The 26,868-nt window shown below is 52.5% G+C and carries 22 protein-coding genes; 9 read left to right on the forward strand and 13 right to left on the reverse strand.

From position 1 onward, the window contains the following. Positions 1-35 precede the first annotated feature (35 nt). The gene (locus AC286M_RS19505; RefSeq protein ID WP_488205974.1) at positions 36-248 is read left to right on the forward strand and encodes a hypothetical protein; all 213 of its coding nucleotides are present in this window, start codon (positions 36-38) and stop codon (positions 246-248) included. Further along, the gene (locus AC286M_RS19510) at positions 226-387 is read left to right on the forward strand and encodes a hypothetical protein (RefSeq protein ID WP_488205975.1); all 162 of its coding nucleotides are present in this window, start codon (positions 226-228) and stop codon (positions 385-387) included. Before AC286M_RS19505 ends, AC286M_RS19510 begins: the two co-directional genes overlap by 23 nt. A 291-nt stretch (positions 388-678) precedes the next feature. On the opposite strand, the gene AC286M_RS19515 is transcribed toward AC286M_RS19510, so the two are convergent. Continuing rightward, complete coding sequence (locus tag AC286M_RS19515; RefSeq protein ID WP_488205976.1) at positions 679-1,947, reverse strand: M23 family metallopeptidase; 1,269 nt, start codon at positions 1,945-1,947, stop codon at positions 679-681. Between the two features lie 41 nt (positions 1,948-1,988). After that, complete coding sequence (locus tag AC286M_RS19520; RefSeq protein WP_488205977.1) at positions 1,989-2,888, reverse strand: biotin--[acetyl-CoA-carboxylase] ligase; 900 nt, start codon at positions 2,886-2,888, stop codon at positions 1,989-1,991. A gap of 221 nt (positions 2,889-3,109) precedes the next feature. Between AC286M_RS19520 and pgeF the strand changes: the two genes are divergently transcribed. Next, positions 3,110-3,919, forward strand: coding sequence for a peptidoglycan editing factor PgeF (pgeF, locus tag AC286M_RS19525; RefSeq protein WP_488205978.1), 810 nt, complete (start codon positions 3,110-3,112; stop codon positions 3,917-3,919). Between the two features lie 323 nt (positions 3,920-4,242). Here the strand turns inward: pgeF and AC286M_RS19530 are convergent, their stop codons facing one another. The 4 genes from AC286M_RS19530 to rpmG form a co-directional block, all read right to left on the reverse strand. Continuing rightward, positions 4,243-5,226, reverse strand: coding sequence for a 2-hydroxyacid dehydrogenase (locus tag AC286M_RS19530; RefSeq protein WP_488205979.1), 984 nt, complete (start codon positions 5,224-5,226; stop codon positions 4,243-4,245). A gap of 306 nt (positions 5,227-5,532) precedes the next feature. Next, on the reverse strand, positions 5,533-7,557 hold the full coding sequence (locus AC286M_RS19535; protein WP_488205980.1) for a ribonuclease catalytic domain-containing protein: 2,025 nt from the start codon (positions 7,555-7,557) through the stop codon (positions 5,533-5,535). Between the two features lie 242 nt (positions 7,558-7,799). Then, positions 7,800-8,015 carry a 30S ribosomal protein S18 gene (rpsR, locus tag AC286M_RS19540; RefSeq protein ID WP_488205981.1) on the reverse strand — a complete coding sequence of 72 codons (216 nt, stop codon included), beginning with the start codon at positions 8,013-8,015 and terminating at the stop codon, positions 7,800-7,802. A gap of 67 nt (positions 8,016-8,082) precedes the next feature. Continuing rightward, on the reverse strand, positions 8,083-8,271 hold the full coding sequence (rpmG, locus tag AC286M_RS19545) for a 50S ribosomal protein L33 (protein WP_488205982.1): 189 nt from the start codon (positions 8,269-8,271) through the stop codon (positions 8,083-8,085). A gap of 272 nt (positions 8,272-8,543) precedes the next feature. On the opposite strand from rpmG, the gene pdeM reads away from it, so the two are divergent. From pdeM to AC286M_RS19560, 3 genes are all read left to right on the forward strand, one after another. Next, positions 8,544-9,245: a ligase-associated DNA damage response endonuclease PdeM gene (gene pdeM, locus AC286M_RS19550; RefSeq protein WP_488205983.1), complete on the forward strand. Its 702-nt coding sequence runs from the start codon at positions 8,544-8,546 to the stop codon at positions 9,243-9,245. Next, complete coding sequence (gene upp, locus AC286M_RS19555) at positions 9,242-9,895, forward strand: uracil phosphoribosyltransferase (protein ID WP_488205984.1); 654 nt, start codon at positions 9,242-9,244, stop codon at positions 9,893-9,895. The genes pdeM and upp overlap by 4 nt, the downstream gene beginning before the upstream one ends. A gap of 296 nt (positions 9,896-10,191) precedes the next feature. Next, the gene (locus tag AC286M_RS19560; RefSeq protein WP_488205985.1) at positions 10,192-11,304 is read left to right on the forward strand and encodes an HD domain-containing phosphohydrolase; all 1,113 of its coding nucleotides are present in this window, start codon (positions 10,192-10,194) and stop codon (positions 11,302-11,304) included. Between the two features lie 128 nt (positions 11,305-11,432). Here the strand turns inward: AC286M_RS19560 and AC286M_RS19565 are convergent, their stop codons facing one another. Further along, entirely contained in the window at positions 11,433-12,839 is a 1,407-nt protein-coding gene (locus AC286M_RS19565; protein WP_488205986.1) for a RuBisCO small subunit-like domain-containing protein, read from the reverse strand. Positions 12,840-13,179: 340 nt separating this feature from the next. Between AC286M_RS19565 and AC286M_RS19570 the strand changes: the two genes are divergently transcribed. Further along, positions 13,180-14,973 carry a glycosyltransferase family 39 protein gene (locus tag AC286M_RS19570; RefSeq protein ID WP_488205987.1) on the forward strand — a complete coding sequence of 598 codons (1,794 nt, stop codon included), beginning with the start codon at positions 13,180-13,182 and terminating at the stop codon, positions 14,971-14,973. Between the two features lie 13 nt (positions 14,974-14,986). Next, positions 14,987-17,767 (forward strand): glycosyltransferase family 39 protein, encoded by a 2,781-nt coding sequence (locus AC286M_RS19575; RefSeq protein WP_488205988.1) that lies wholly within the window; start codon positions 14,987-14,989, stop codon positions 17,765-17,767. A gap of 75 nt (positions 17,768-17,842) precedes the next feature. On the opposite strand, the gene AC286M_RS19580 is transcribed toward AC286M_RS19575, so the two are convergent. Then, entirely contained in the window at positions 17,843-18,049 is a 207-nt protein-coding gene (locus AC286M_RS19580; protein ID WP_488205989.1) for a nitroreductase family protein, read from the reverse strand. Next, the gene (locus tag AC286M_RS19585) at positions 18,049-18,648 is read right to left on the reverse strand and encodes a nitroreductase family protein (RefSeq protein ID WP_488205990.1); all 600 of its coding nucleotides are present in this window, start codon (positions 18,646-18,648) and stop codon (positions 18,049-18,051) included. The genes AC286M_RS19580 and AC286M_RS19585 overlap by 1 nt, the downstream gene beginning before the upstream one ends. A 310-nt stretch (positions 18,649-18,958) precedes the next feature. Here AC286M_RS19585 and AC286M_RS19590 point away from each other — a divergent pair, with 310 nt between their 5' ends. Continuing rightward, a complete protein-coding gene (locus AC286M_RS19590; protein ID WP_488205991.1) occupies positions 18,959-19,897 on the forward strand; it encodes a GAF domain-containing protein in 939 nt (312 codons plus the stop codon). 95 nt (positions 19,898-19,992) lie between these two features. Here AC286M_RS19590 and AC286M_RS19595 read toward each other — a convergent pair whose 3' ends face one another. The 4 genes from AC286M_RS19595 to AC286M_RS19610 form a co-directional block, all read right to left on the reverse strand. Continuing rightward, positions 19,993-20,907 (reverse strand): ROK family protein, encoded by a 915-nt coding sequence (locus AC286M_RS19595; RefSeq protein ID WP_488205992.1) that lies wholly within the window; start codon positions 20,905-20,907, stop codon positions 19,993-19,995. A gap of 277 nt (positions 20,908-21,184) precedes the next feature. Then, positions 21,185-23,524 (reverse strand): catalase/peroxidase HPI, encoded by a 2,340-nt coding sequence (gene katG / locus AC286M_RS19600; protein ID WP_488205993.1) that lies wholly within the window; start codon positions 23,522-23,524, stop codon positions 21,185-21,187. Positions 23,525-23,576: 52 nt separating this feature from the next. After that, positions 23,577-24,137, reverse strand: coding sequence for a peroxiredoxin (locus AC286M_RS19605; RefSeq protein WP_488205994.1), 561 nt, complete (start codon positions 24,135-24,137; stop codon positions 23,577-23,579). A gap of 588 nt (positions 24,138-24,725) precedes the next feature. Beyond that, the gene (locus AC286M_RS19610) at positions 24,726-26,498 is read right to left on the reverse strand and encodes a glycosyltransferase family 39 protein (RefSeq protein ID WP_488205995.1); all 1,773 of its coding nucleotides are present in this window, start codon (positions 26,496-26,498) and stop codon (positions 24,726-24,728) included. Positions 26,499-26,868 lie beyond the last annotated feature (370 nt).

Here is a 26,868-nt window from a genome sequence, read left to right on the forward strand (position 1 = left end):
AGAAGAACCGCTTAGCCTATCGCAAACGGACTGAAATGGCAGTGGATATCGTGCGCCAGTTGGAAGCCGAGGGAGCGTTCCCGCAGGCGGATTATGCCTTCGATTGTGGCGTCCTGTCGCGACCGCTAACGGAGTTGATTGAAGCCTCTGGTAAGCACTGGGTGAGCGAAATTGAAAGCTCTCGCTTAAATTCTCTGGCATGGGCACTGGCAGCGGGTCGATGTTGTGGCTCAGACGTTAGGCCGTGAGCATCCTGAGAGTTTTGTGCCCAAGGTTGTGACCTGCCGCAATGGTCAGCAACGAACGATTTGGGCCTTCAGCAAGACCGTGCGGTTGGAAAAGTACGGTCGCAAGCGGCTGGTCATGTCCATGAAACCGCTGAGCTGAGTGATCGTCCCCGTTTTTTGTTGATGGACGCATTGCACTGGGACAGTGCCCGCAGGTTTGCGACGATGACGCAGGGACTCTTCGCTCAGGGTCAGTCCGTTGCCCAAATTATGGAGGTGCTCATGCCGACTTAAAAACCGCGATTGCCTAACTGGTTTTTCCTCTGCTCGTAAATTATCAAGTCGTGTGTTACAGTTTGATATCACAAAAGAGGAGGTGCGATCGCACCTCCTCTTCAGCTACATAGCGTTAAACATAAGTAATGATGTTTGGGTTCGTCCCAGCGTTTTGCTAGCTTGCGCCCTCCCTTGCCTGTGCTTCTGCTTGAGCATTTGCTTCAGCTAACCGTAGCGTCTCTACTAGCTGCGCCAGGGTGTACTCTAAAACCTGGCCTGGATCAACCAGTACCCAGCCATCTGCCGTAAACTGCTTCAGCTCAAAGTGGAGGTGGGGACCAGTGGAATTGCCGGTGCTGCCAACCAGACCGATCACTTCACCCTGCTCAACCCATTCACCCGGTTCAACCAATAGCTGAGACATGTGGGCATAGAGCGTTTGGCCTTGGGCCTGTACCTTAGTGCTGTCTAAATCTTTCGGATCGACGCTGTCGTCCACCTCAAAGTGATCCATTACTACCGTCAGGCCATAGCCCCGCAGCACATTGGAAACGACAACTCGACCTGCCTGAGCCGCAACCACGGGCGTACCCATCGGCGCACCAATATCCGTGCCAGCATGGAAGCGCTGTCCGCCTGAAATGGGGTGAATCCGCCAGCCAAACGCCGACGTAATCGGAGCCGGAATCGTTAGCGGAAAGACAAACTCATACTCGCCCTTGCGTAAACGGTTGAGTACGCGGGCACCCCGGTTGTAATACTCACGAGCAGCAGCGGTGGTTTGGCCCGTGACATTGCTAACGACGCCTAGACCCGTGCCGCCTTGACGGCTGTAGGCGGCAGTACGATAGCCACCGCCTGAGGAGGGAGATTGTGCGATCGCAGCCGATCGAGCCGGAGCCTGGCAGATACTAGACGGAATCGCTTGACCGCTAGCCACAACCCGCTGACAACCCGTAGAGCGCTCAGACAGAACTACAGCACTGGGGCCAGTGCGAGTCGTTGCCCCAATGCTGTAATCGGTCGGGTCAATAAAAACGTCTCCAGAACTGATTGGTAGGTCGCCACGATTCGGGAAGACTTCTGGATCCGCAGCGGGTGTAGAGGCCGCTGCTGGTTCAGCCGGAGACGCTTCAGTGGCAACAGGGGCCGCAGGTGCTGGTGCTTCAGCCGCAGGGCTGGGTGCGGGTGCCGTAGGTGCAATTTCGACGACGACTGGAGCTGGCGCAGATTCAACGGCAGGTGCTGGCGCTGGCGCGGGTGCCGCAGCGGGAGGTTCTGGGGCAGGAACCGGAGCGGGAGCAGACTGTAGCAGGTCAGCCGCACCGGGAACCGATTCTTGAGCCGTTACCGTACCTGCACTTAGAAATCCCAGGATTCCCAAACAGCCAATGCTTTGTAGAATCACCAGCGATATGCGCTGAGAGCGAATAGATGAAAACATGAGCAAGTTCCGCAACATCATCAACACCACATCGATATAGCCTAACAGTATCCCAACCGGATTGCCCCAGGCTCCCTCAAGATTATAGTGGATTCGCCTGACTGATCCAGCGTCTGAAATTGATCCTGAGACGGATTTTGGGGCAAATCGGGAGACGGGTTCAGACGAATCTGGAGTTCCCCCGTGGGTAAGACGCCAATCACCGTGCCGGAGTGCCCGTTAATTTCAACGGTTTGGTGCATTGAGCGCAAACGACTCTGATAAGCTGTCATCAGCCAATCCGTGCCGCGCTGCTGCCAGCACTGATAGCCATAGAAAATGCCGCGCAGTGCGATCGCAGTTAACTGCTCCAAGCTGTGAATTTGGGGTTCGGACTGATTAATCAGTACGTCCTGTAGTGTTATCGCCGTATCCGGCACAGAATTATGCCAGTTTAGTCCCACGCCGACGACTGCCTGAGTGATCAGGTTCTGGGTGCTGCGGGTTTCCGTCAGAATGCCGCCCAGCTTCTGCTTCCCGATGACTAAATCATTGGGCCATTTCAGCTCAACTGGAATGGCCAGCCGCTGCAGCACGTCTGCCAAGCCCCAAGCGGTGCAGAACGTCAGTAACGTACCATCTGCGATCGCAATATCTGGCTCCAGCAAAACCGAGAGGTACAGTCCACCCGCTTCCGACTGCCAGGTGTGGCCCCGCTGTCCTCGTCCGGCTCGTTGCCGAGCAGCAATCACGGCAGTTCCAGCCCCGCTACCTGCTTTGGCCAACTGCCACAGGGTTTGACTGGTGGAATCTAGTTCGTCAAAGCTATGCAGTGTAAACTGCGGTCGCAGGCGATAGTCAGCCGGGAGGCCAAGGTCTTGGGGTTCTGCTCGAAGAAATTGGTGAATCAGGTCAATGTCTATCAAGAGCGGCTGTTGGAGTGCTGATAGGGTTATACACAACGCCCCTCCTCAACCTCTTTAGTCATTCCATTCCCCGTAGGGGCGAATGGCTATTCGCCCCTGCACAGGCAGGTAGAGGAGTTTGGGGTGAAGGCGATGTGAGATGTATGAATGTGACAAATCTTATTAGGGCGATAAAATCAGTACGATAAAAGTTTGTGAATCAATTTAACAGGTTAATTCGTAGACCTGGCAAGTACCTAACCATAAACCGCGATCGCATGCATACCTGGCATTGGCAATATTGGCAAAATCAGCCCTATCTGACTTGTAGCTTACTGGCTTGCTGGTCGCACGGCTTTTTTACACAGCAGTTTTGGCCGCAGGTGCCGGATCAGCTCATTGCGGCACTCCAGCCGGAAGCGCAAGTGTATCGGATTAAACAAGTTCACGGTTGCGATGTGCTCACGCCATCAGAAGTGGAGCAGTACCAGGTGGCTGAATCCAATCGCGCTCAGGTTCAGAACGGTTCGACAAATCAAACCGAGCTAGTACCCTACGCTCAGGCCGATGGGATGTTAACCGAAGTAGCGAATCAGGCGGTGTGGGTCTGCTCGGCGGACTGTACTCCGGTGCTGATTGCCGACACGGTAACGAATCAAGTCTCAGCGGTTCATGCAGGCTGGCGCGGTACGGCGCAGCGTATTGTGCCCCAGGCGATTCAGCGCCTACAGGAACAGGGCAGTCAAATTGAGAATTTATTGGTGGCAATGGGGCCTGCGATCGCAGGTGATGTCTACCAGGTGTCTACCGATGTTGCGGCAAAAGTAGGCACAACTGTGGCGACATCGGACGATCCGCTAGCTGAACTGATGACCTTGGACAATGCACCCATTTTGCCTGACTCAGAACCGGACAAAGTGCGGCTGGATGTTCGTCGCGTCAACGCCTTGCAGCTTGAACAGCTTGGACTACAGCCGGAACAAATTGCGATCGCACCCTTTTGCACCTATCAGCAGCCGGATCACTTCTTTTCTTATCGGCGCAGTCAGCAGAAGAAGGTGCAGTGGTCGGGGATTGTCAGTCAGTGATATTAGGAGTAAATCTCGCGGGGCGCTCAAATTCCTATCCCCGCCGCAAGCGGACGGGGCATTACGGAATTTGCCCTTCGGGACGCACTCCCGCGCTACCACTAACGTGGCAAGCCACGGGGAATTAGACCCACAGAGAGTAAATCTCGCGGGGCGCTCAAATTCCTATCCCCGCCGCAAGCGGACGGGGCATTACGGAATTTGCCCTTCGGGACGCACTCCCGCGCTACCACTAACGTGGCAAGCCACGGGGAATTAGACCCACAGAGATTAAAAGTGTTTTGCGGCGCAGCAACGCCGCGCCGCAAAACACTCTAACCAATCTAGCTATCGCTATAAACTTCTGGGTTGACGCAGTGGGGTAGGCGGTTGCCCTGTAAGCCTGCGATCAGATTTGCGATCGCAATGTCGGCCATTTTCTTACGGGTTTGGCGACTAGCGCTGCCAATGTGGGGTGCAATAATCAGATTTTCTAGATTCAGCAGCGGGCTATCCATTGGAATCGGTTCCGGTTCCGTCACGTCAATTGCAGCAGCGGCAATTTTTCCCTGGCTCAAGGCTCGATGTAGTGCCGCCGAATCGATCACGGCTCCCCGTGCGGTGTTGATTAGAATCGCTGTGGACTGCATCAGATCAAATTCGCGATCGCAGATCAGATGCGTCGTGTCTGTCGTCAGCGGCACATGCAGCGAGACAAAATCGGCTTGCTGAAGCAGGTCATCTAATTCAGCATACTGCACGCTCAATTCGGTCTCTTGTTCGGTGGAAAGGCGATGACGACTGGTGTAGAGAATTGTCATATCGAAGCCTTTAGCGCGTCGGGCTACAGCTTGACCAATTCGACCTAGACCGATCAGCCCCAGCGTTGCGCCAGCGACATCGGCACCCAGCAGCAAGTCTGGTTCCCAGGTTTGCCACTGACCCGATCGCGTAAAGCGATCCGCCTCCACCACGCGCCGCGCCGTCGCCATCAGCAGCGCCCAGGTAAAATCAGCCGTGGCATCGGTCAGCACGCCCGGAGTATGCCCGACTGGGATTTGTCGTGCCGTGGCCGCCGCAACGTCAATATTGTCATAGCCCACCGCCATCTGGCTAATCACCCGCAGATTGGGAGCCTCAGCCAAGAGCGCTTGATCAATGGGGTCTGTCAATAAACAGAGCAGCCCGTCGATTGCAGCTACTTTTTCCTGTAAAACCTCAGCCGATGGAGGCTGACGTTCTGGCCAAGTTTCCACATCTGCGATCGCATTCAACTCCGCCAAATCAGTCGGCAAGCGGCGAGTAATGAAAACCTTTGGGCGACCCATACGATACCAGTTCCCTGAACTATGGCTAATCAAGGTAAGACGTGAGGCGTGAGGCGTTTTTAATCTCTGTGGGTCTAATTCCCCGTGGCTTGCCACGTTAGTGGTAGCGCGGGAGTGCGTCCCGAAGGGCAAATTCCGTAATGCCCCGTCCGCTTGCGGCGGGGATAGGAATTTGAGCGCCCCGCGAGATTTACTTTTGAGTGTAGGGTGTGTTGGAGCGAAGCGAAACGCACCGTTTTTAGGGCTGTAAAGGCTGTAAAGAACACTCAGCACTCAAAACTTATAACTCAAAACTTATAACTCAACTCACGCTGTCGCTTGAGAAAGGCTGTTTTCAACTTCGTGGAGCTGAATCACATCCTGCCGGGGATTGGCATAGTTCACCTTGACGTGCAGATGCTCACCCGGTTCAACTGGGCGATCAAAGCGCATAATCAGCTCTAGACCGAGTTCCTCCAGCATGACGATGGCCAGTCCCTCATGCTCCCGCAGCCAGCGCAGCATCATCGCTGCCCAGGTTTGATCCGCATAGCGCCGCAGAAATTCCAGCGACCAGTAGCGCTTGGTCTGGCGTTCTACCAGGACAGCTTCATACGTGCCTGCGCCCACACCCTGGAGAAGTTCCTGCATTTCTTCAGCGGCAAAGGGTAGTGTCTCGCCCCGCAGATGGGCCTTGATTTGGAAATGGGTCAGCAGGTCGGTGTAGCGGCGAATGGGTGATGTTACCTGCGTGTAGGGGTCTAAGCCCAGTGTCGCGTGACGGGACGGAACGAGGCTCGTTTCACTGCGAGTCATACAGCGACGAATGGCGCAGTCGCGCACGATGCCCGCTGGCAACAGCATGAGTTCTTCTTCCGAAGGTAGCTCCGGCTGGGGCTGATTGCGAAATGGAATTGGGATCTGATGTTCCTGGGCATAGCTAGCTGCCGCTTCTCCGGCCAAGATCATCATTTCGGCGACTAGCTGACGAGCAGGAGAATTATCGAGTAGCTCAATGCTAATTTCATCATCGGAGTCCACTTTAATGGACGTCTCCGGCATGCGGATGCTAATCGCGCCTTGGGTTCCCCGCCACGACTGACGCTGAGTGGCCCAGTTGGATAGCGCCTCTAGCTCCGGTTCGGCTCGCACACCCAGTTGCAAAATTTCGTCTACGTCCTCGTAGGTCAGCCGATAGGTGGGTTTTACGATGCTGGTTTGAATGCTGTAATCTGCGATCGCACCCGCTTCATCCAAAATCACGCCAAAGCTGAGCGCACAGCACTCTTTCCCCTGCACCAGACTCATCGGCCCCGTCGCCAGCTCGGAGGGAAACATTGGGATCATTCCAGTTGGCAGATACAGCGTCGTGCAGCGGCGACGAGCTTCCAAATCAAGGTCATCACCGGGAGTCAGCCAGCGGGTTGGATCGGCAATGTGGATCCACAACCGCTGACGTCCATCTTCCAAAAATTCCAGGCTTAAACCGTCATCGATTTCGCGGGTGCTTTCATCGTCAACGGTAAAGGTTTTGAGATGAGTTAAATCTAGACGTTGCGGATCGGGATCAGGCGGTGGGGAGGCCAAGCATTGCTGCACCATCTCATATACCTTGGGGGGAAACTGAGTCGGAAGCTGACTGCGGCGAAGTGAAAGGTTTTCGTGCGGACTCCACCGTCCTAAATCGACCAGTAGCTGAAAAGCAGATTCGGCTGACTTGGAATAATCCAGTTCAGCTAAAACATCCAGAGCTGGTGCGCGATGATTCGCTTCATCACCTAGAATGGCAAATCGCTCTAATGCTTCCAACCACAGTTGGTCGCTTTGTTGCCATTCTACCGACTCTCCCGCTAAAGCGGCTCGAATTCGTTCTAGGAAAAGCTGCCAATCCTGCTGCCGCTGAGCTTCCACCTCAAGCTGATGCTGCAGTTCGGCCACTTGAGTTTGAGATCGCGGTTCGTAGCGGTCGGCCTTTTGCTTGAAAAAAATCTTGTCTTCTGAAAGCAAGCAGTGAGCCGCATAGCATTGGGCAGAAGTTTGCTCTGAAAATAGCAGGAGCGCCATTTCTGACGCATCGGCGGATTCGCCTTCTTCGCTGAGCAGTTCCCAGGCAACCTCTAGACTCGATGGATCGAGATAGGGATCAACTGATTGGCAAAATTCGGGAATATCAGCGGGAGAGAAGGTTTGACCTGCGATCGCATAGGTGACTTGGCGAGGATGCAGCGTATGGGATTGCCCTCGCTCATCAATCACAATCCAGTTCTTCCCTTTTTTATCAGCAGGTCGATCTACAACTGCCAGGTGACGATTTCCCTGTAGCCGAAATTCAACCAGCGTTCCCTTCTCCACAAGTACCCGCTGCTCCCAAATCTCTAACGTCTAACCAGCTCATGCGCTTTATTTCATGCGCTTATCTTTGATCGATCTCGGATCGATAGCCTTCGATCGGATTCGATCCATTTTCGATCGGTTTATTCGATCCGTTTAGAGTACAGCCGCTATATCGAAAATATATCGGCGCTCTATCGAAACTCGAATTGAGTAGATATCTGAGTAGATATCTAAAAAATACCTACAGTATCTACTCAAACTTAACCTTCTTTGTTCACAAAGGGGAGAAGCGCCAGAGTCCGTGCCCGCTTGATTGCACGAGTCAACTCGCGCTGCTGCTTAGCGGTTAGACCTGTAATGCGGCGGGGCAGAATTTTGCCACGCTCAGTGATGAACTTGCGCAACAGATCGACATCTTTGTAGTCGATCGGCTCATCGGGTTTGATTGGGGAAAGGCGGCGACGGTAGTAGGCCATAGTCTCAGCAGTAAAAATCCAATTCAAAACAACAAAAGATTAGAGCGATGAACGTAGCCTGTACAGGCTATTTCGTCTCTTTGTGAACCGTGTGCTTGTTACAGTGGGAGCAGAACTTTTTCAGCTCTAGCCGACCCGTTGTATTCCGACGGTTCTTGGTTGTGGTGTAGCGAGAGACACCAGGAGAACGCTTGTTGGTGTTCGAGCGACACTCGGTACACTCCAACGTAATAATAATGCGAATGCCCTTTGCCATAGCGGTAAATTTAAGTCTTCAGAGAAATGGACACAAATAGCTATTATTTCATATGCTCGCCCATAGCAACAACTAATTTGTGGAACTTGTCATAGGGAATGAGCTGAAGTCCAGTGTGAGCAGACGTGAGGCAGGACGATAGAGAGTTATGAGGGTGGATTGATTGATGATTAACGTCATTCAAAGTTGGGGAAGTGGGGCAAAATGAGTTATTCCAAAACAGGTTGTCCAAATCCGCCTCCGCTCTTACGTTTTTCCGCTGAACAAAAGATATGACTGTTTCGGTTACGCTCACTGTTGCCAATACTCAGCTTCAATTGCTGCCGGAAAAAGCGGCGTATATGGTGACGACTCGTACGCTATTTGTAGCTGATGTGCATTTAGGCAAAGCTGAAACGTTTCAAGCTTTTGGTTTGCCGATTGCGAGTGACGTGAATTTAGCGACGCTGCGGCGATTAAGAGAGGTTTGCGATCGCACTCAGGCTGAAAATTTATTTATCCTGGGCGACCTGTTTCATTCCCAGTTTGCTTTAGTCGATGAAGTAATTGATCCGTGGCAGGAGTTTTTGGCGACTGTATCAGCCAATGTTGTGCTGGTGGTGGGGAATCATGACCGTAAGCTAATGGCTCAGCTTTCGTCACAGATATCTGATCAGGATTGGCACTATTTTACCGATGCCATCCAGTTTGATAGTTTAATCCTCAGCCACCAGCCTCTAGAATCCTCTCACAAACCTGAAGCCCATCAATTTACCCTCTGTGGTCACGTTCATCCCTGCCTGCGGCTCAAGTCTCGCCTGGATCAGATTCGATTGCCCTGTTTCTACGTGGACTGGCGCAGTCATTGTCTGATTTTGCCGGCTTTCGGAGAATTTACAGGTGGCTACAATGTGTCGCTGTCTCCCTATACGGCAGCCTATGCGATCGCAGATAATCAAGTCGTGCCGTTTGAATCCAGGAGTGCCCCAGCTTGATCCAGCCCACCGAGCCGACCCCTCAAGTTCATGTCATCGATCATCCATTGATTCAGCACAAGCTGACCCTGATGCGCCGAGCCGAAACCAGCACTGCCAAATTTCGGCAGCTTCTACGGGAAATTAGCCTGCTGATGGCTTACGAAGTAACCCGCGATTTTCCCCTGCGCTATGAGCAAATCGAGACGCCACTGGCTACCATGAACGCTCCAGTGTTAGCCGCTGAAAAGAAAATGGTGATTATTTCGATTATGAGGGCAGGACAGGGTATCTTAGACGGCATTTTAGAACTGATTCCCTCGGCGCGTGTGGGACACATTGGTCTCTATCGTGACCCGAAAACGCTGATTGCCGTGGAGTATTACCTGAAGCTGCCCCATGATGTAGAAGAGCGAGATATGGTTGTGGTTGACCCCATGCTGGCGACGGGAAATTCTGCGATCGCAGCCGTGTATCGTCTGAAAGAAACCAATCCCCACTCAATTAAATTCCTCTGCTTACTGGCTGCGCCAGAAGGTATTCAGCACTTCCACGAAAACCATCCTGATGTTCCCGTTTATACCGCAGCCATTGATGATAAGCTCGATGACCACGGCTATATTCTTCCAGGACTGGGAGATGCAGGCGATCGCTTGTTCGGTACGAAATAGCACACCGTCAGATGTGCGATCGCGCTTACGCCTCAGTTTTTACTGACCGCTAAAATAGTCAACCTCTGAGTGTTTAAATGGTAAATTATTAATTTTTTCTGGAATTTGGCGATATCGTGAAGCATTAGAGTGGGAGTAGCGCGTTGATGCGTTATTAATTGCTCATGATGGGCAACCTTAAAAAAGGAAGCTATAGACGACAAGATGTTCAATATCTAGTCCAGTCAGCGAAGGTCGTCATTTCTGCACAGTGGGTCTTTGCCATGTTAGCTGACACGACGAAGAGGTCTTTCTCGGTGGATTCTTGTAACCTCGATCAATCTAGAATCTTAGTGGTTGATGATCATCCCTCCAGCCGGATGACCGCAGTGGCGCTGCTCTCAGTTGAAGGGCACGAAGTCATGGAAGCAGACAGCGGGATTGCTGCCCTGGAGTGTGTTGCTGTATTTAAGCCAGACTTGATTTTGCTCGACGTAATGATGCCCGGTATTGACGGCTTCGAAGTGTGCCGTCGGCTCAAACAAGACGAGCAAACCCGTTTAATTCCAATTGTGTTTGTCACAGCGCTCAACGATCGTAGGGCCAGACTCAAAGGCATTGAAGTGGGCGGTGATGACTTTTTGACCAAACCGTTTGATCAGCTTGAACTCTCGGCTCGGGTCAAATCTCTAGTTCGGCAAAAGCGGCTCAACGAAGATCTAGACCATGCTGAGCAAGTTTTATTCTCAATAGCACGGACGGTTGAAAGCCGCGATCCGAATACGGGTGACCACTGCGAACGGTTAAAAAAGCTGGGGCAAGCGTTTGGTCAATACCTGGGATTGTCCCGCGCTGAAATGCGGGACTTGAACTGGGGCGCTTATCTGCATGACATTGGCAAAGTTGGTATTCCCGATGCCATTTTGCTCAAAATGGGTGGCTTTACCCCAGAAGAATGGACGATCATGCAGCAGCATGTACAAATTGGGGTCAATATCTGTCAGCCGCTGCGAACCATGCGCGGCGTTGTACCGATTATTCAGTGTCACCACGAACGCTGGGATGGTTCGGGCTATCCCCATGGTTTAGAAGGCGAAGAGATTCCCTATTTGGCGCAGGTGTTTCAAATGACAGACATCTTTGACGCGCTAACCAATGAACGTCCCTATAAGTCAGCTTATTCACCTCAAGAAGCGCTAGAGATGATGCAGGCCGAAACTGATCGGGGCTGGCGCAATCCGGAGTTGATGCAGCAATTCTACAGGTTTATTACTCAAGTTTGGATTCCCGCTCAAAACGGAACGGTATCCTTATTTGATCCGGATCATGACGCCCTTAATCATCATGTGCTGAACATGGATCAGGTTGAAGATGCCACAGGATCTAATCCAGTAACCGCTTCAGATTTTAATTCTTCTGTCTTTAATTAGCGGACGTTGGTTCGTAGTAGAGCCTTACATAAGGTCTTGCATAATAAAATATTTGTGAAACGCTTGCGAAGCAAGCGTTTCACAAATACTAGACATGTTTTTTTATCAGACTTCACGCAAGGTCTGCTCTACGGGCGCTGGATGATTTTTTCAAGAATGCGCCGTTTGTTGGTTGAATCAATTCCAATCATGCGCACATAGTCGGCTGGATGATCAATCAAACACTGCTCCATCACCTGTAAGGCTTCGGTCGGGTCACTTGAAGACAATGATGCGCAACTGTGCCAAGAATTTGAGCGGAATCGGCGCTGATCGGCATATTCTAGGCCCACGCGATGCCCTTGGGTGAGTAGCTGTTCAACCTGCTGCACAGTTGCGGCATCAAGTTGGGCTCCATCAAAACCATGTCCGTTGCTCTTGTGCTGAGTCGGTTTCTTTGGGGATGATGATGGAGATGAAGGTGATTGAGCGTGGGTTGAGTTCCCAGATGCGTAGTTCGATGGATGGTCGGATGAGCGACGAACTGACTGGTGCCCATTGGATCGCATCGGTTGCGATGTTGAATCTTGCTCAATCGTGAAATCGCGTCCACGTCCCTGCTGAAGTACTTCGTTATATTCCCGTACCAGCCGCATTTCCCGTACCCGTCGCTGCTCGGCTACCATTTCCTGTCCTGCTTCCAGCAGGTGATTGAGCCGGAAGTCTGGTTGAGGGAGCTTGGGCTTTCCGTCTGGGCTGTTGACCAGCCGCATCGACAGATTTTCGAACCCAGTCTGGTTGATGAATTGACGCACCAGATCGTCGTAAATGCGCGATCGCAATGCGCCGAAGAAGTCAACTGACTGGTCAATAAACGTATCAACCAGCGTCATAATGTCGTTTTGGCCTAATCCATCCGGCTCAAAAATGCCGTTGACAATGCCGATTTTGTCGTCACGGTTCGGTTCCCAGTAAAACTTCTCCATCCGGCCATCGCGAATCAGTGGCGCATACAGGGTTGAGAAGTCGTTCCCCGTAACAATGATCGGTACTCGATGAGTTGGTTTTTCGTCGTAGCTGCCGGGTAGCTGCACATTTGTGGGATTATCGGCAATGTTCATCAACGTGTTGTTGACGAGTTGGGTGTTGACCGTATACTGCGTCGTTGAATCGAAGCGACCTGCACCTGCATCCAGATCATTGATCATCAGCACGGTCATCTTACCCCGCACTCGGATTAACTCGGCTGCTTCCCGGTAGCGCAAGCGAACCAAACGGGCAGGATCACCAGCATCTGGACTTTCTAACTCACCACCCGAAATGTGAACGACCTCAACGCCCAGCTTCTGATAAGCCAGTTCACACTGAAATGTTTTTCCTTCTCCCTTCCGCCCATGAATGCCCAAAATGAGCGGAACCTTTACCCGTGGCAAATCCAAAAAGCTTTTGCTGATGTGAACGGCGATTTTGTCAAGAAACCGAGGTGCGATGTAGTACGTCATAAACCCATGACTAGATTCTGCAGTTGGCCCAGGTACGGCGGAGCCATATATCATCGTTTCATGATTTTGGTGCTATGTGTGATACAAATTGGCAATTATCTGCATCAGCTGATCTGATTTTCTCGAATCTTTCACCATTTTTCGGTACCAGTTTGATTAAGGGTTGAGGGGAAAGTTTGGGTGTTAGAAGTTAGGAGCTGGGTTTTGGGTGCTGGGTGGTAGGTCTTGGGATGCTAGGTGCTAGGTATTGGGTGCTGACGGAAACGATATTACGCTTGTGTCAGAGTCCTTCCTGATTAAAGATAAGTAGGACTATGACAGCGCCAGTTTTCTGGGTAAAGCCTTGCGAGATTTATCCAGAAAACGAAATAGAACACTAAAACGGCATATTTCTATGCGGGGCAGTAGGTTGACGACAATCGCAAAACATCGCGGATTTCAGACAGGACTGCTGCTGTTATGGTGTGCGATCGCACTTGTGCTGCGCTTCACCCATTTGGCGCAAAAAACGCTGTGGACGGACGAGTTTTCCACGCTGGTATTTGGCTTGGGACATAGCTTTCAAACCATTCCGCTGGATCAGCCAATCAGTACTGACGTACTGCTAGCACCGCTGCAACCGTTGCCGCTAACCGGAGTTGGGGCCGTTACCTATCATTTATTCAGTGAAAGCAACCATCCGCCACTGTACTTCATATTGACCCATGAGTGGCTCAAGCTTTTTCCAATTGAGAATCCGTGGGTATTGACCTGGGCTGCGCGATCGCTATCGGCTTTGTTTGGGGTTTTGACTGTTCCAGCTATTTTTCTTTTAGGCTGGGTGACATTTCAATCGGTACTGATTGCCCAGCTAGCGGCGGCGCTGATGGCGGTTTCACCGTTTGGAATTTACATCGCTCAGGAAGCACGACACTACACGCTGCCGACGATGCTGGGTTCTCTCTCCCTCTGCTGTTTTGTGCAGGCAGTCCGAGCCGTTTGCGATCGCACCCGTCTCAACCTGGGGCTGGTTCTGAGCTGGATTGGACTGAATGCCCTGGGCATTGCTACCCACTACTTTTTTGTTTTTGTGGTGACGGCACAGGGCATGGTGCTGCTGGGCTTTTTTCTGTGGCGCAGTCTGGGAACGATGTCTGAAAAGCCATCGAATAAGCTATCCGAATTTTGGCGAAGCTGGAGCCGTCCACCCTGGTGGCACGTGTTTGCAGTCGGTCTAGGGACAGCGATTAGCGGTGCCGTCTGGCTACCCGTAATTCAAAGCGTGCAGGACGATGAGCTGACTTGGTGGATCTATCGGCTTGAAGGTCGCATCGGTCTAGACTGGCTGCAACCCGTGCTGGAAACCGTTGCGGGCGTTGCCACTATGTTTTTTCTACTGCCGATTCAGGGCACGACTAGAGCTGTTGAAATTGGCTCGATTGGCCTCATGCTGCTGCTGTTAATCTGGCTGGGCGGAGTTTGGATCAACGGCGTGCGGCAGTATGCCCAATTGCATCGATCAACCCAGCCGCAGGCGAGCCTGTGGGCCACTGGGGGCTTCTTAGCGGCTGCGATCGCACTGATGTGGTTTCTATCCTATGCCTTCAATATGAGCCTGACCAATGGCTTTCGCTACAACTTTATCTATTATCCGGCTGCTATTTTACTGTTTGCCGTGGCGTTGGCCGCAGGTTGGCAAACGACGGGTGGGGGAATAGTGCGATCGCAGCGCTGGACGACTGTCGTAGTTCTGCTCTTGGGCATCGTGGGTAGTCTGGTGGTGGCGCTGGACTTTGGCTACCAAAAAACCCATCGGCCTGATTTGGTGGTGGATACGCTGTTACAGCAGTCTCAGGATCCGGTGGTGATGGCCATGTCGCATCAAACCCACGGTCAAACCGGACGCATGATGGGTATTGCGCTAGAACTCCAGCGACGCTCGGGAAATTTGCCGATTCAATCACCACAGTATATTCTTGACCATTCTGTCTGCCAGTCCCGATATGATTTGTCCTGCTACAATCCCACTCCCAAACTCAAGGAAACGCTCGCCACGCTGCCGCGTCCCTTTGATCTGTGGCTGATGAACTACCATAGTGGCGCTAATCTGCGCGATGTCAACTGCGAACCTACAGCTCCCAATGAAACACGGCGCGTAGATGGCTATCGATTTTATCGATATCGATGCCAACCGATGACGAAAGGCTGAGGGTGATCAACTCATGAAACTGCAATTCAAGCTACCCTATCAGCGATCGCCCCGAGTCTGGAAACGCCTGCCCATTCCTGCCGTCTGGACTGGTCTGATTGGCCTCTGGCTGTTCGCCATCCTGATTGACGTGATCTGGCTAAAGTGGGATCAATCTATTGCCTCCTGGGATCCGGCTGATCACTTGATCGGTTCATTGAACTACTGGTGGACATTGGTCAATTCCCGTCTCTTAGATCGTGCCTGGTGGGACGGTGTGTGGACGCTCTCGTCTAAATATCCGCCGCTGCTTTATCTCTCGACCGTTCCCTTTCGCATCATCTTTGGAACAAGTGCCGATGCGGCTGTCTTGGTCAATACGCTTTATACCGGAATCCTGCTGGGTAGCGTTTACGGTTTAGGGCGGCATTTATTCAGTGCCCGTGTCGGTCTATGGGCGGCTGGTCTGTGTCTTCTCTTGCCGCAGTTCTATAGCCAGCGGGTACAGTATTTCATGGACTATCCGCTGGTGGCGCTAGTAGCGCTCAGCTTTTGGCTGCTCAGCCTGTGGCGAGATGCCGATCGCCGTTGGGGACAGTGGCTGATTGCGATCGCAGTTGGCCTCAGCTTAGGACTGGGAATGCTGATGAAGCAAACGGCAGTGATCTTTTTCATCGTGCCGCTGCTGTGGGTCATGGTCGCCAATTTACGTCAGCGACGCTGGGAACGTCTGGGGCAAATTGGCCTCAGCTTGCTGCTGATGCTGCTCGTCATCTGGCCGTGGCTAAGTACAAACTGGTTTTTCCAAATCAGCGCTGTCCTGAATGCCAATGTTCAGTCTGCCATTAACGAAGGCGATCCGCCGCTGCATACGCTCGGTGCCTGGACGTATTACTGGGCGGATTTGCCGCGAGTCTTGTCTTGGCCGCTGCTAATTGTGCCGCTGGTGGGCCTCATTTTGGCGGTGCTGCCCTGGTGTCCTCAGTTTCAAGTGGCGGAGCCTGTTACTGAAAACTTTGCGGCAACCAGTCAACCAGCTCGTAAAACCCATCAAGCGACGCCAGTGAGTCGTTCTCTGCGCTGGCTGCTGGCGTTTATGGTCGGAGCCTATCTGCTGTGGTCAGCAGTTTTCAATAAAGATCCGCGCTATGTGATGCCCTACCTGTCGGGGATTGCCGTGCTACTGGCCTATGGCTTGACGCGCTGGCCGTCGCGCTGGTCGGCAGTACGCTGGGCAACGGTCGGCTGCGCGCTGGGATTAATGCTGCTGAGCATGTTTCCCGTCGGTGGACAGGTGGGACAGCGGGTTGAACGCTGGCTGAGTCCCCAGACAAATACGCTAGCGCAGCATGATGTCAGTTGGCCCCATGCCGAAATTATTCAAGAAATCTACCAGACGCAGCCCTATCAAGTGGTCAATTTGGGCGTGCTGCCTTCATCAGCGGAAATCAATCAGCATAACCTGACCTACTACGGCAACGCCCAGAACTTCCACGTCTACGCCCGTCGCATGGGCGACAGCAAGCGCCACCTCGATCAAGATCTGCGATCGCTACCCTGGTTTCTCAGTTGGGATCTACAGTCTGCTAATCATCGTTCTCTCCCGTTGAAGCATAATGAGGAGCCAGCCACTCGAATACTCAGTCAAAGTCCACTGTTCCAGAAGCAGCGATCTTGGACGTTACCGGATGGTCATCGCATAGATCTCTATCGCCATCAAACGTTTACGGTTGACGTTCAGCCTATTGAGCCGCAAGTGACTGCTTCATTAACTGTTGTTGGAAATGGCAGTGTAAGCGCCAGTGAGATTGCGAGTGCGAGTGCGATCGCGAGTGCGATCGCACCTTCTCGCCTGATGAGTCCACATGCCGACCTGGATAATCATCTGGATACTCATCGCGTTCAGCTCCAGCGTTTGACCGTACCGAATCAGGCTGCACCGGGAGATCCGTTGCCGATCACGTACGAATGGATCGGTTCGTGGGGACATTTAAGTGAAGGATTGGTGCTGTTGACCTGGCAGAATACAACGTCCTCTAATCTAACCAACGTGAGTTGGATTCACGATCACGGTTTAGGATTTGGCGGCCTGCATCCCAAACCGATTCAGGCGCAGCAAACGGTGCTGGCTGCTGCCGAAATCGATCGGGATCAGATATTTAGCGTGATCGAGCGGACGGCCACCTTGCCGCCTGCCGATTTACCACCGGGACAGTATCGACTCCAAGCGAGCTACTGGAACCCCAAAACGGGCGAAACCTATGCGATTCCTACCCCAGCGACCACTGTTACCCTACGGGCTGATGCGCCCGCACTCAATGCGCCGGAACTTGACTGGGTGACGCAACTGCGGACGCTGGCCCCCAATTTGGCGCTGGGGCAGGTTGCTCTAGATCCCATTTTTGACCAGTTGGGTCGAATTAACGTGTACGACCCGATTCAACACTATCTGGTTGATGCCGAACAGACTCTGGCCTATCGGCTACAGCAGGAACCCCAAAACCTAGGCTATGCCTACGGTATGGCGCTGGCAACTGCACTACAGCTCAAAGTCGAACCTGCGATCGCAGCGCTTGAACGAGTGGTGCAGCTTGATGCCGATAATCCCTACGCCCATGCCTATCTGGGCTTTGTAAATCTGTACGGATTTCATCCCCGTGCCGCTACTCAGGCGCTAGACGCTGCCCTCAGGCTGCAACCGGATTCCGCCGAGATTCAAGGTCTAAGTGCGATCGCGGCTCTGATGCAGGGCAATTTCGTCAGCGCCTGGCAGCATGGCAAAACCGCGCTAGAGCTGGCTCAAGTCGCACCATAAGCTGTTCAAGCTGTTCGAGTCGATGCTGTTCGAGTCGGTACGGTCTTATTCGATCTGGTTCTAATCGATCTGGTTCTAGTCGATATAGTCCACAACGGCCTCAGTTTGGAACCGCACCTTAGGCATCGTTGCATACTTGTCATCATCAGCCCGATAACCTAATGGGCACAGCACCACCGAGGCGTAGCCTTTAGCGGGCAAATCGAGAATTTCATCGACTTTGCTGGGATTAAACCCTTCCATCGGGCAGGTGTCAATTCCCATCAGGGCTGCATTCATCATTAAAAATCCCAGCGCAATATAGACCTGACGAGTTGACCACGCAGTAAATCTCGCGGGGCGCTCAAATTCCTATCCCCGCCGCAAGCGGACGGGGCATTACGGAATTTGCCCTTCGGGACGCACTCCCGCGCTACCACTAACGTGGCAAGCCACGGGGAATTAGACCCACAGAGATTAATGTCCAGCGGATAGGGCGGTTCGGCGATGAAGCCTTTAACCATATCGGCAAACTTTTGCAGGCTTTCAACCGAGGTCTGGCGAACCTCAGCCATCCGCTCAATATAGCGATCGACATCAGCCGCACCTATATCTTTTTTGATGGCCAACACAACTAAATGAGAGGCATCAACGACTTGGGTTTGTCCCCAGGCGTGCGGCACGATTTGCTGGCGTAGGTCTGGATTCCGCACCACAAAAAATTTCCAAGGCTGGAGCCCAAACGAGGACGGAGTGAGCACCAGGCTCTGCTCTAGAACCTGCCATACATCATCCGGGATGTGCTGGTTGGGATCAAACTGCTTGGTGGCATAGCGCCAGTTCAGCGCATCTAAAACTTGCTGAGGTGCAAGGGCAGGCGTGGTCAAGGTTAAGTTGCTCATAGTTGCTGAATCGACGCTAGAGGTGTACAAACGTTGGTTTACAAACGTTAATATTATTCACTCTAGCTCGTTTTCTGAAGCCAAGACTGTGCCCTGCGTTGCTTGGAAACACGTCTATGACTAGCATTGATAGAACAGGATTAGAAATTTAACCCATCCGGATTGGGTCTAGATGCAAATGAAGAGTAACGAGTAGCCATTGGCCAAAGATTCTTCACTGCAAGTCAAAACGGCATGTTATCACTAGACTGATATCGTGCGAGACTGCACGTTCAATTGGCCGCTAGGCCAAATGCTGAGGTTAGGGATTATGAATCAGCCGGAATCGGTTGCGCGGGAACTAGAAATTGCCCAACATGCGATCGCAGTTCAAAATAAGCTCATCCATAGCCTAGAAACAGTAGAAACAACAGTATCCGGGCCGCTGATGCTGAAGTCAATGCTGCTACAAATTGTGCAGCAAACAAATCAGTTAACGGGTGCGGAGGAAAGCAGCATTTTTATCCTGGATGAGCATGGACAGGTGATTGAGAGCATTCTGGCGCGGGGAGCTGTGCTGCGTGAACAGCGCAACACCCTGATTGGCGAAGTGCTGAAACAGGGATTAGCCGGATGGGTGATGCAGCATCAAAAGGTCGGTTTAATTGACGATACAGAAACCGATGAGCGCTGGGTTAATCTGCCCGGCCAGCCCTACACCACCCGCTCAGCCCTGTGTTTGCCGCTAATGAAAGGCCGACAGATTTTAGGCGTACTGACGCTGACTCACTCGCAACCGCGCCATTTCAATACGCTGGCCAACAAGTACTTTGCCCACCTGATGCCGATGGGCCTAGCGCTCGTGATCAACAGCGCACTCTTGCAGATGAAGCAGCAGCCTGCTCGCCACCAAGAACCCCCGATTCCAACTCCGACACCTGCCGCCCCTGCCGAGCTAGAGGCGACTGGCATTTACATTCTGCTGCCCAACTATTCATTTCAGTATGCCAATCCCCGCTTTCTAGAAATTTTTGAGTATGAACTGCCGGAACTGGTGTCGCTAGAATCCGTACTGGATCTGTTTGTGCGGGCGGATCAAAAGCGTGTAGAAGGCGAACTAGAGCGCTGCTTTGATGGCCAACAGCGCTGGTTCGGGTTTAAGTGTAAAGGCGTAGAAAAAACGGGGCGTGAGATCCCACTGTTTCTAGAAGGCAGTTTAACCAAGCTGTATGGCAAGTCAGTGATTGTGGGAGCGTTACGAAAGCTATAGCGGTAGCCTTGACGAGATTGGTGGAGACAGTTATGAAATTCAGCGTTAGAACGTTCCAACATTTTCAGAGTTACTCAATCTCCTAACTGATGTGGCTACTGCTGTAATTGTTCAACCATCTGCCAAGCCAGTTTTGCTGCACCAGCCATTCCAGCCTGATTTCCCAACTGTGCCGTTAAGAGCTGCAGTCCATCCCGCGAACTCGGCAGAACTCGCCGCTCAATTTCTGCCAGGACAGACGGAAAGAATAGGTGTGCTCCTGCACTCACGCCACCCCCAATTACCACGGCTTCTGGCGTTAAGACATAAATTAGGCTAGCTAGTCCAGCTCCCAGTCTTTTACCGTAGGTTTGCCAAAATGCGATCGCATCTGCATTTCCAGCATCGGCTTTGGCGGCTAGATCCTTCGGTTCTAAACCCGTTTCCCGCCGAATTGCCTGCACCGATGCATACTGCTCTAGCGATCCCTGGTTGCCGCTGTTGCAAGGTGGCCCATCGGGAATCAGTGTAATCAAACCCAATTCTCCAGCGGTGCCCTGCCGACCAACAAACAGCTTGCCATCGAGAATAATCGCCCCACCCACGCCCGTGCCCAGGGTCAACAGAATCATGTCCTGAAATGCCTGTCCCGCCCCCAGCCACGCTTCACCCAATCCAGCACAGTTGGCATCATTGGCAATAATCGTCGGTCGCCCTGTCGCTGCTTCCAACCAGTCGGCCACGGGCACATCCCGCCAGTCCTGAAGATTAATTGCTACTCGCGCTACCCGTCCCGCTGCGTCGGCTGGCCCCGGTGTACCCATGCCAATTGCGATCGCAGTTTGATCGGGGTCTAGTTGCTCAATGGCCTGGCTGATAGCGGTTAATACAGCTGCCGGTGTAGCGGGTTGTGGTGTGGGGATGGTTTGCGATCGCAGGCAGTGCCCAGTGTAATCAAAGCACCCTAACTTGATGGCCGTTCCACCTAAATCAATTCCAATCACCTGTGCTTGTGCTACGTCCTGTGCCATCGCATTCCCAGCCAGTCAATATCTAACAAATTGTTCTCATGCAGCATTCTATGCCACTTTGTTCACAGTCTTGTGTTTGTGCCAGTTTGATCAACAAGCGGTACAGATGGTCAGTCTTGAGTGCTGAGTGCCGAGTGGGCCATAAACAGCTTTGACATCAGGGCCTAAAGCGAGAGCGGCGTTTTAACTTAATCTTGAAACGCCGCTCTTCTGGTTTTTGGGTTCGCAAGGTACAGGATATGAGGCTCAAAGAGCCTCACAGACCTTTGCCCTGAGCCTATTTGAGGTCAAAGCGGTCAAGGTTCATCACCTTGTCCCAGGCCGCCACAAAGTCATGCACGAACTTGTCCTGGGAATCTGCGCAGCCATAGACTTCTGCCAAAGCGCGGAGCTGAGAGTTGGAACCAAAGATCAGGTCAACACGGGTACCTGTCCACTTGAGGTCGCCAGTTTTGCGATCGCGTCCTTCGAACTCTTTTTCCTCGTCTGAAACCGCCTTCCAGGTGGTGCCAAAGTCCAACAGGTTGACGAAGAAGTCATTGGTCAACGTTTCTGGCCGATTGGTAAAGACACCGTGCTTGGAGTTGCCGTGATTTGCCCCTAGGACGCGCAGGCCACCCACGAGCACCGTCATTTCTGGTGCAGACAGCGTCATCAACTGCGCCCGGTCTACCAGCAACTCTTCCGGAGAGACGGAATGTTCACCTTTGAGATAGTTGCGGAACCCTTCGGCAGTCGGTTCCAGCGGCGCGAAGGACTCCACATCCGTTTGCTCTTGGGATGCATCCGTCCGTCCCGGCTTGAAGGGAACCGTCACGTCATGTCCAGCTTTCTTCGCCGCTTGCTCAACTCCAACGCAGCCGCCCAGCACAATCAGGTCAGCCAGCGAAACCTGCTTATTACCGGACTGCGAGCTGTTGAACTCGTTTTGGATGCCCTCCAGGGTTTGGAGCACGTTGGCTAATTGCTCGGGCTGGTTAACCTCCCAATCCTTCTGCGGTGCTAGCCGAATCCGAGCTCCGTTTGCGCCGCCGCGCTTATCAGAATCGCGGTAGGTCACTGCTGATGCCCAAGCGGTTGACACCAGTTGAGAAACCGACAGCCCTGAAGCCAGGATTTTGTCCTTGAGAGTCGTGATGTCGTGATCGTTAATCAGTTCATGATCGACAGCAGGAATGGGATCTTGCCACAGGAAGTCCTCAGCCGGAACCTCTGGGCCAAGGTAGCGCGATTTTGGCCCCATGTCGCGGTGGGTCAGCTTAAACCAGGCTTTGGCAAACTGCTCGGCAAACTCATCCGGGTTATCGCGGTAGCGTCGCGCGATTGGCTCATAGATGGGGTCCATCTTCATCGACATGTCCGCCGTGGTCATCATCGGGGCGTGCCGCTTAGAGGGATCGTGAGCATCGGGTACTGTACCGGCACCAGCGTCGCCTTTTGGCTTCCACTGCCAAGCGCCAGCCGGACTCTTGGTCACCTCCCAGTCATATTTGAAGAGGGTTTCAAGATAGCTGTTGTCCCACTTTGTCGGAGTCGGAGTCCATGCGCCTTCAATACCGCTGGTGATGGCATCAACGCCGACACCCGTATTGAACGTGCTCTTCCAGCCCAGTCCCTGATCGACAATGCTGGCCCCTTCGGGTTCGGCCCCGACATGGGCCGCATCGCCTGCACCGTGACATTTACCAAACGTATGTCCGCCTGCCGTGAGCGCGACCGTTTCCTCGTCGTTCATCGCCATCCGCCCGAAGGTTTCGCGAATGTCACGTCCTGAGCCAACGGGATCCGGTTCGCCGTTCGGCCCTTCCGGATTCACGTAGATCAGGCCCATCTGAACCGCCGCCAGGGGATTCTCCAGCACGCGATCGCCCGTGTAGCGCTTGTCACCCAACCAGGTTTTCTCAGAACCCCAGTAGATGTCTAACTCCGGTTCCCAAACGTCCTCGCGTCCACCTGCAAAGCCCAGCGTCTTGAAGCCCATGGACTCCAGGGCACAGTTACCGGCGAAGACCATCAGGTCGGCCCAGGAGATTTTCTTGCCGTATTTTTGCTTGATCGGCCACAGCAACATGCGGGCCTTGTCGAGGTTGGCATTGTCGGGCCAGCTATTCAAAGGCGCAAACCGCTGACTACCTGAGCCTGCGCCGCCGCGACCGTCGCCGATCCGGTACGTGCCAGCACTGTGCCAGGCCATCCGAATGAAGAGCGGCCCATAGTGACCGTAGTCGGCGGGCCACCAGTCCTGTGAGGTCGTCATCAGCTCAAAGATGTCGGCCCGCAGAGCTGCCAGATCGAGGGTCTTGAATTCTTCAGCATAGTTGAACGTATCGCCCATCGGGTTGGCCTGGGGCGCGTGCTGGTGGAGGATTTCTAGATTTAACTGATTGGGCCACCAGTCTCGGTTCAACGTGCCACCACCAGCGGTGAAGGTTTGTGGACTGCCGACAAAGGGGCAACCACTGGCACTGTGGACAGTCTCCGGTATTGTCGTGGACTGTAGCTGGTTCTCGGTTCCTGCTTCGGCACTACTGCTCTTGAGAATAGAGCGTACTGCCCGCCAGATTTCCATTAGCTGGCTGCTCATTGGAAATGGACATCTCATTTGACTATTCGTCATAATTCTTTTCCTGTCGTGTATTCTGGTATGTTTTTTTCTCTGTACGGCTTTTTTAGGTGGAGAGCATTGTTTGCCACATGTGCATGAGTACAGTGGTCTGCTTGGGTTTCTGGGTTTTGGGATTGATATAGTTCAGCATTGTCTCGGCATCAGAAACCACAGGCATTGCCTCAAACCCACCTCGCTCTATGAAAATTTTTTCAATTATTCCGTCTTGCACCAGCATGGAATAGCGCCGAGAACGATATCCCATCCCTTGATTAGAAAGGTTCACTAGCATCCCCATTGCGCGGGTAAAATCACCATTTACATCGGGGATAAAGCGCACCTGATCAGCTCCTTCTTCTTGAGCCCAGGCTGCTAGCGAAAACGGATCATTGACCGAAATGCAGAGAATTTCATTGACCCCGTTAGCTCGAAATACCTTGGCATATTCGTTGTAAGCTAACAGCTGAATCGGAGAATGTGGGCAGGTAAAAGCACCTGGCACTGCAAACACCACAACCGTTTTGTGATCAAAGAGATCTGCTGTCGAAAGGTTGTACCAACCTATCTCTGCAAACATCCGAAAGGTTATTTGAGGGACAGGTTGGCCCTCACGCTTGAACACCATTTGTCCGGCTCCTTACTCGCATTCAGCATTAGTTGGATCCTTCTTAATTGCGAGATTGATGAGTAGAAACACTTCCTATGGACAACAGTGACCTGTCCTCACACCTTCAATAACGATTGCCACATCGATTAAGACATTAGGAATTTTGAGAATGCTGAAATGGTTAAACGTTAGATTTTGTGGATGTCTCAACCTAGATGGCGACAGCTATAAAAGAATCGTTACAGCTCACCACGGTCAAACAACTGTCATTTAAAAACGATGACTCGTTAGTCACCAACTTGCGCATTGTGTGAGCACAGATGGTCAAAACTAATTGAGTCGCCCCAGCAAATCTGAGGGATTACCAAGCAATTAATTAGGCTCAGGAACTCAAAACGCATTAAGTCATACTCACTACGAGTTGTATACCCAAGCTTAATCAATCAAGTCTCTCTTGTGGGCCAAAAATGAAAGTGCTTTGCAACACTTAATATCTCTACAAACCTCTACAAAATGAAATCTGTCTGCCGTTGTCTACAGGTTTCATAACTTAACAAAAGAACAGGCGATCGCACTTAACGCTCGATAAGCTGCGCTTAAATTTCTTCATGACTCTTCATGACAGTGATAGAGCTGATAGCGATAGCCATAGATGATTTTGGGTGGTGCATCGTCTAGTGCACAGTATTCGTCGATCTTTGTGGGAGCATCGAAGTTAACTAACCAAAAATCGGTTGGTTCTGCCAAACGGGTCACTGTTGATTTCAGCACGTCAGTTGCCTGACAGTTCTCTTCACAGGGCAGGGCATCCTCATGGGCCAGCAGAAAACGGGGTTCAACGTCGGTTGCTGCCGATTCTGCTTCGATTTGCCAAGCAACACCCATCATTTCGCCGATGTGAACCAGAGTAGATTGCGTCGTTGCAATCACGACGGGTGCATTAGAAAGCTGCTGAATTTGGCTAATTAACTGCTCTGGACGGTAGTACTTGCGGTAGCCCAGGTTGTTGCTGACGGTTAATCCTCCGGCTAGACCGACCAGCCACAGTGCGATCACGGCATACTTGCCATAGCCTCGCAGAATGGGGGTTGCGATCGCAGTCCACTTGCCTGCATTAGCGGCATCGGGTTTGTGGCCTGCTCGCGTTACCCACGGTGCAGAACGCCGCCAGCAGGCGGCCAAACTACAGGCTAACAGCGCGATAACGCCCGGAAAATAGACAAAGCTGTAGCGGGCTCCCCGCGTCAGATCTGCGCCAAAGCCATAGGTGATGATAAAAAACAGCGCGATCGCACCGACAACGAAACCTGTGAATCCTTTTAAAACCGTTTGTTCTGGCAGACTCTGCCACTGCTGTCGGAATCCGCGCCACAGCAGCGGTAGCATCCACAGAAAGACAACAATCATCATGGCCCCGGCTGCGATCGCAACTGGTAGGTTAGACGATTCGACTGGCAGCAGCAGCACCATCGTCACCCAAGCTGCGGCTGCTTGAAACAGGGGATTGATCAGGCTGAGCAGGTTAAAGCCATCGTCCGACTGAATCCACTGGGTAATCTCGCGGCTGCGAATCGTCAGCCACAGTGGAATCCAAACGGCAATGCCCGCCGCTGTACCCGCCATCGCCAGATAAATTCGTGGCCAGGGGGGACTCAGCCACTGATTCACCGTTCGGCCATTGCGGACAACCCCAATGACCATCAGAGCAATTGTCTCTGCGACCAAGGTCAGTAAAAAGAAAAAGTGAGTGGCTACGCCCAGGCTGTTCACCACAATCCAAGATAGGACAGTCAGCCAGGGCAGCGATCGCTGACGCTGAATCCAGCGCAGAGCAATGCCCAAACAGGTCAGTGATGCAGTTACCCACACAATACTCAGCGTGTAGTGACGGGCTTCTTGAGCCAGATAGACGCCATAGGGCGACACGGCCATGAATGCGGCGGCGAGGTGAGCAATGAGTTGCGATCGCAGCGTCACCAACCCTAACCCGTAGATTGCTGGAATCGAGAGAACACCCAGTAACGCAGGCAGCGCCCGCGCTCCCCACAGCGACACCAAACCCGACTCAGTAGAAAACAACTGGAGCCAGAGATGGGCTAGACCAAAGTAAAACGGCGGATGGACATCCTCACTCAGCAGGTAGCGCGTCACGTCTGACAAACGAGATGAGTCAACCTGTAAGGGGGCGAGCAGTTGATCCGTCGTGATTATCTGGTCAAGGGGAACCGTTTCAAAACTGTGGCCCAAGCTAAACACCAACGTGGCAAACTCATCAGTCCAAGGTGCTTTCGCGGCCAAGTTTGCAAATCTGAGGGCGGTGCCAATGGCCACCCACGCCAACAACAACGCTAGCTGAAATAAATGATGATTCCACCGCATCCAATCAGGCCAATCCTATACAGACTGAGAATAAATATTATTCAAGGGTAGTGGAATAAAACACTCTCAACCAAATCGTGATCAGAATCGTGATCCAGTATTGCGCTTATTGCGCTCGAAATCCTGATCTGCGATCGCAGTGCGACCGACGACGATGCGTTAGCAGTCGGCCAACTTTATTGGGTTGGGTTCTGATGGTTGATGTGTCGCGCCTAGCATGACACATCAATCATCAAGCCTCACAACCATCAGGCCTCACAACCATCAGGCCTCAGAACTTGTTGGGCATAACGAGAGTTTAAGTCGTCGGACACTGCATAAAAGGCGTTGCTGAGCATAATTCCTACCCGTAGGCATGTGCATCTTCTGA

It is taken from the genome of Thainema salinarum CENA647 (genome assembly GCF_057732415.1).

Coding starts and splice junctions, on each gene's coding strand:
- AC286M_RS19505 (WP_488205974.1), top strand. CDS start 36: ATGGCAGTGGATATCGTGCGCCAGTTGGAAGCCGAGGGAGCGTTCCCG.
- AC286M_RS19515 (WP_488205976.1), bottom strand. CDS start 1,947: ATGTTTTCATCTATTCGCTCTCAGCGCATATCGCTGGTGATTCTACAA.
- pgeF (WP_488205978.1), top strand. CDS start 3,110: ATGCATACCTGGCATTGGCAATATTGGCAAAATCAGCCCTATCTGACT.
- AC286M_RS19530 (WP_488205979.1), bottom strand. CDS start 5,226: ATGGGTCGCCCAAAGGTTTTCATTACTCGCCGCTTGCCGACTGATTTG.
- rpsR (WP_488205981.1), bottom strand. CDS start 8,015: ATGGCCTACTACCGTCGCCGCCTTTCCCCAATCAAACCCGATGAGCCG.
- rpmG (WP_488205982.1), bottom strand. CDS start 8,271: ATGGCAAAGGGCATTCGCATTATTATTACGTTGGAGTGTACCGAGTGT.
- pdeM (WP_488205983.1), top strand. CDS start 8,544: ATGACTGTTTCGGTTACGCTCACTGTTGCCAATACTCAGCTTCAATTG.
- AC286M_RS19565 (WP_488205986.1), bottom strand. CDS start 12,839: ATGATATATGGCTCCGCCGTACCTGGGCCAACTGCAGAATCTAGTCAT.
- AC286M_RS19570 (WP_488205987.1), top strand. CDS start 13,180: ATGCGGGGCAGTAGGTTGACGACAATCGCAAAACATCGCGGATTTCAG.
- AC286M_RS19575 (WP_488205988.1), top strand. CDS start 14,987: ATGAAACTGCAATTCAAGCTACCCTATCAGCGATCGCCCCGAGTCTGG.
- AC286M_RS19580 (WP_488205989.1), bottom strand. CDS start 18,049: ATGATGAATGCAGCCCTGATGGGAATTGACACCTGCCCGATGGAAGGG.
- AC286M_RS19585 (WP_488205990.1), bottom strand. CDS start 18,648: ATGAGCAACTTAACCTTGACCACGCCTGCCCTTGCACCTCAGCAAGTT.
- AC286M_RS19590 (WP_488205991.1), top strand. CDS start 18,959: ATGAATCAGCCGGAATCGGTTGCGCGGGAACTAGAAATTGCCCAACAT.
- AC286M_RS19595 (WP_488205992.1), bottom strand. CDS start 20,907: ATGGCACAGGACGTAGCACAAGCACAGGTGATTGGAATTGATTTAGGT.
- katG (WP_488205993.1), bottom strand. CDS start 23,524: ATGACGAATAGTCAAATGAGATGTCCATTTCCAATGAGCAGCCAGCTA.
- AC286M_RS19605 (WP_488205994.1), bottom strand. CDS start 24,137: ATGGTGTTCAAGCGTGAGGGCCAACCTGTCCCTCAAATAACCTTTCGG.
- AC286M_RS19610 (WP_488205995.1), bottom strand. CDS start 26,498: ATGCGGTGGAATCATCATTTATTTCAGCTAGCGTTGTTGTTGGCGTGG.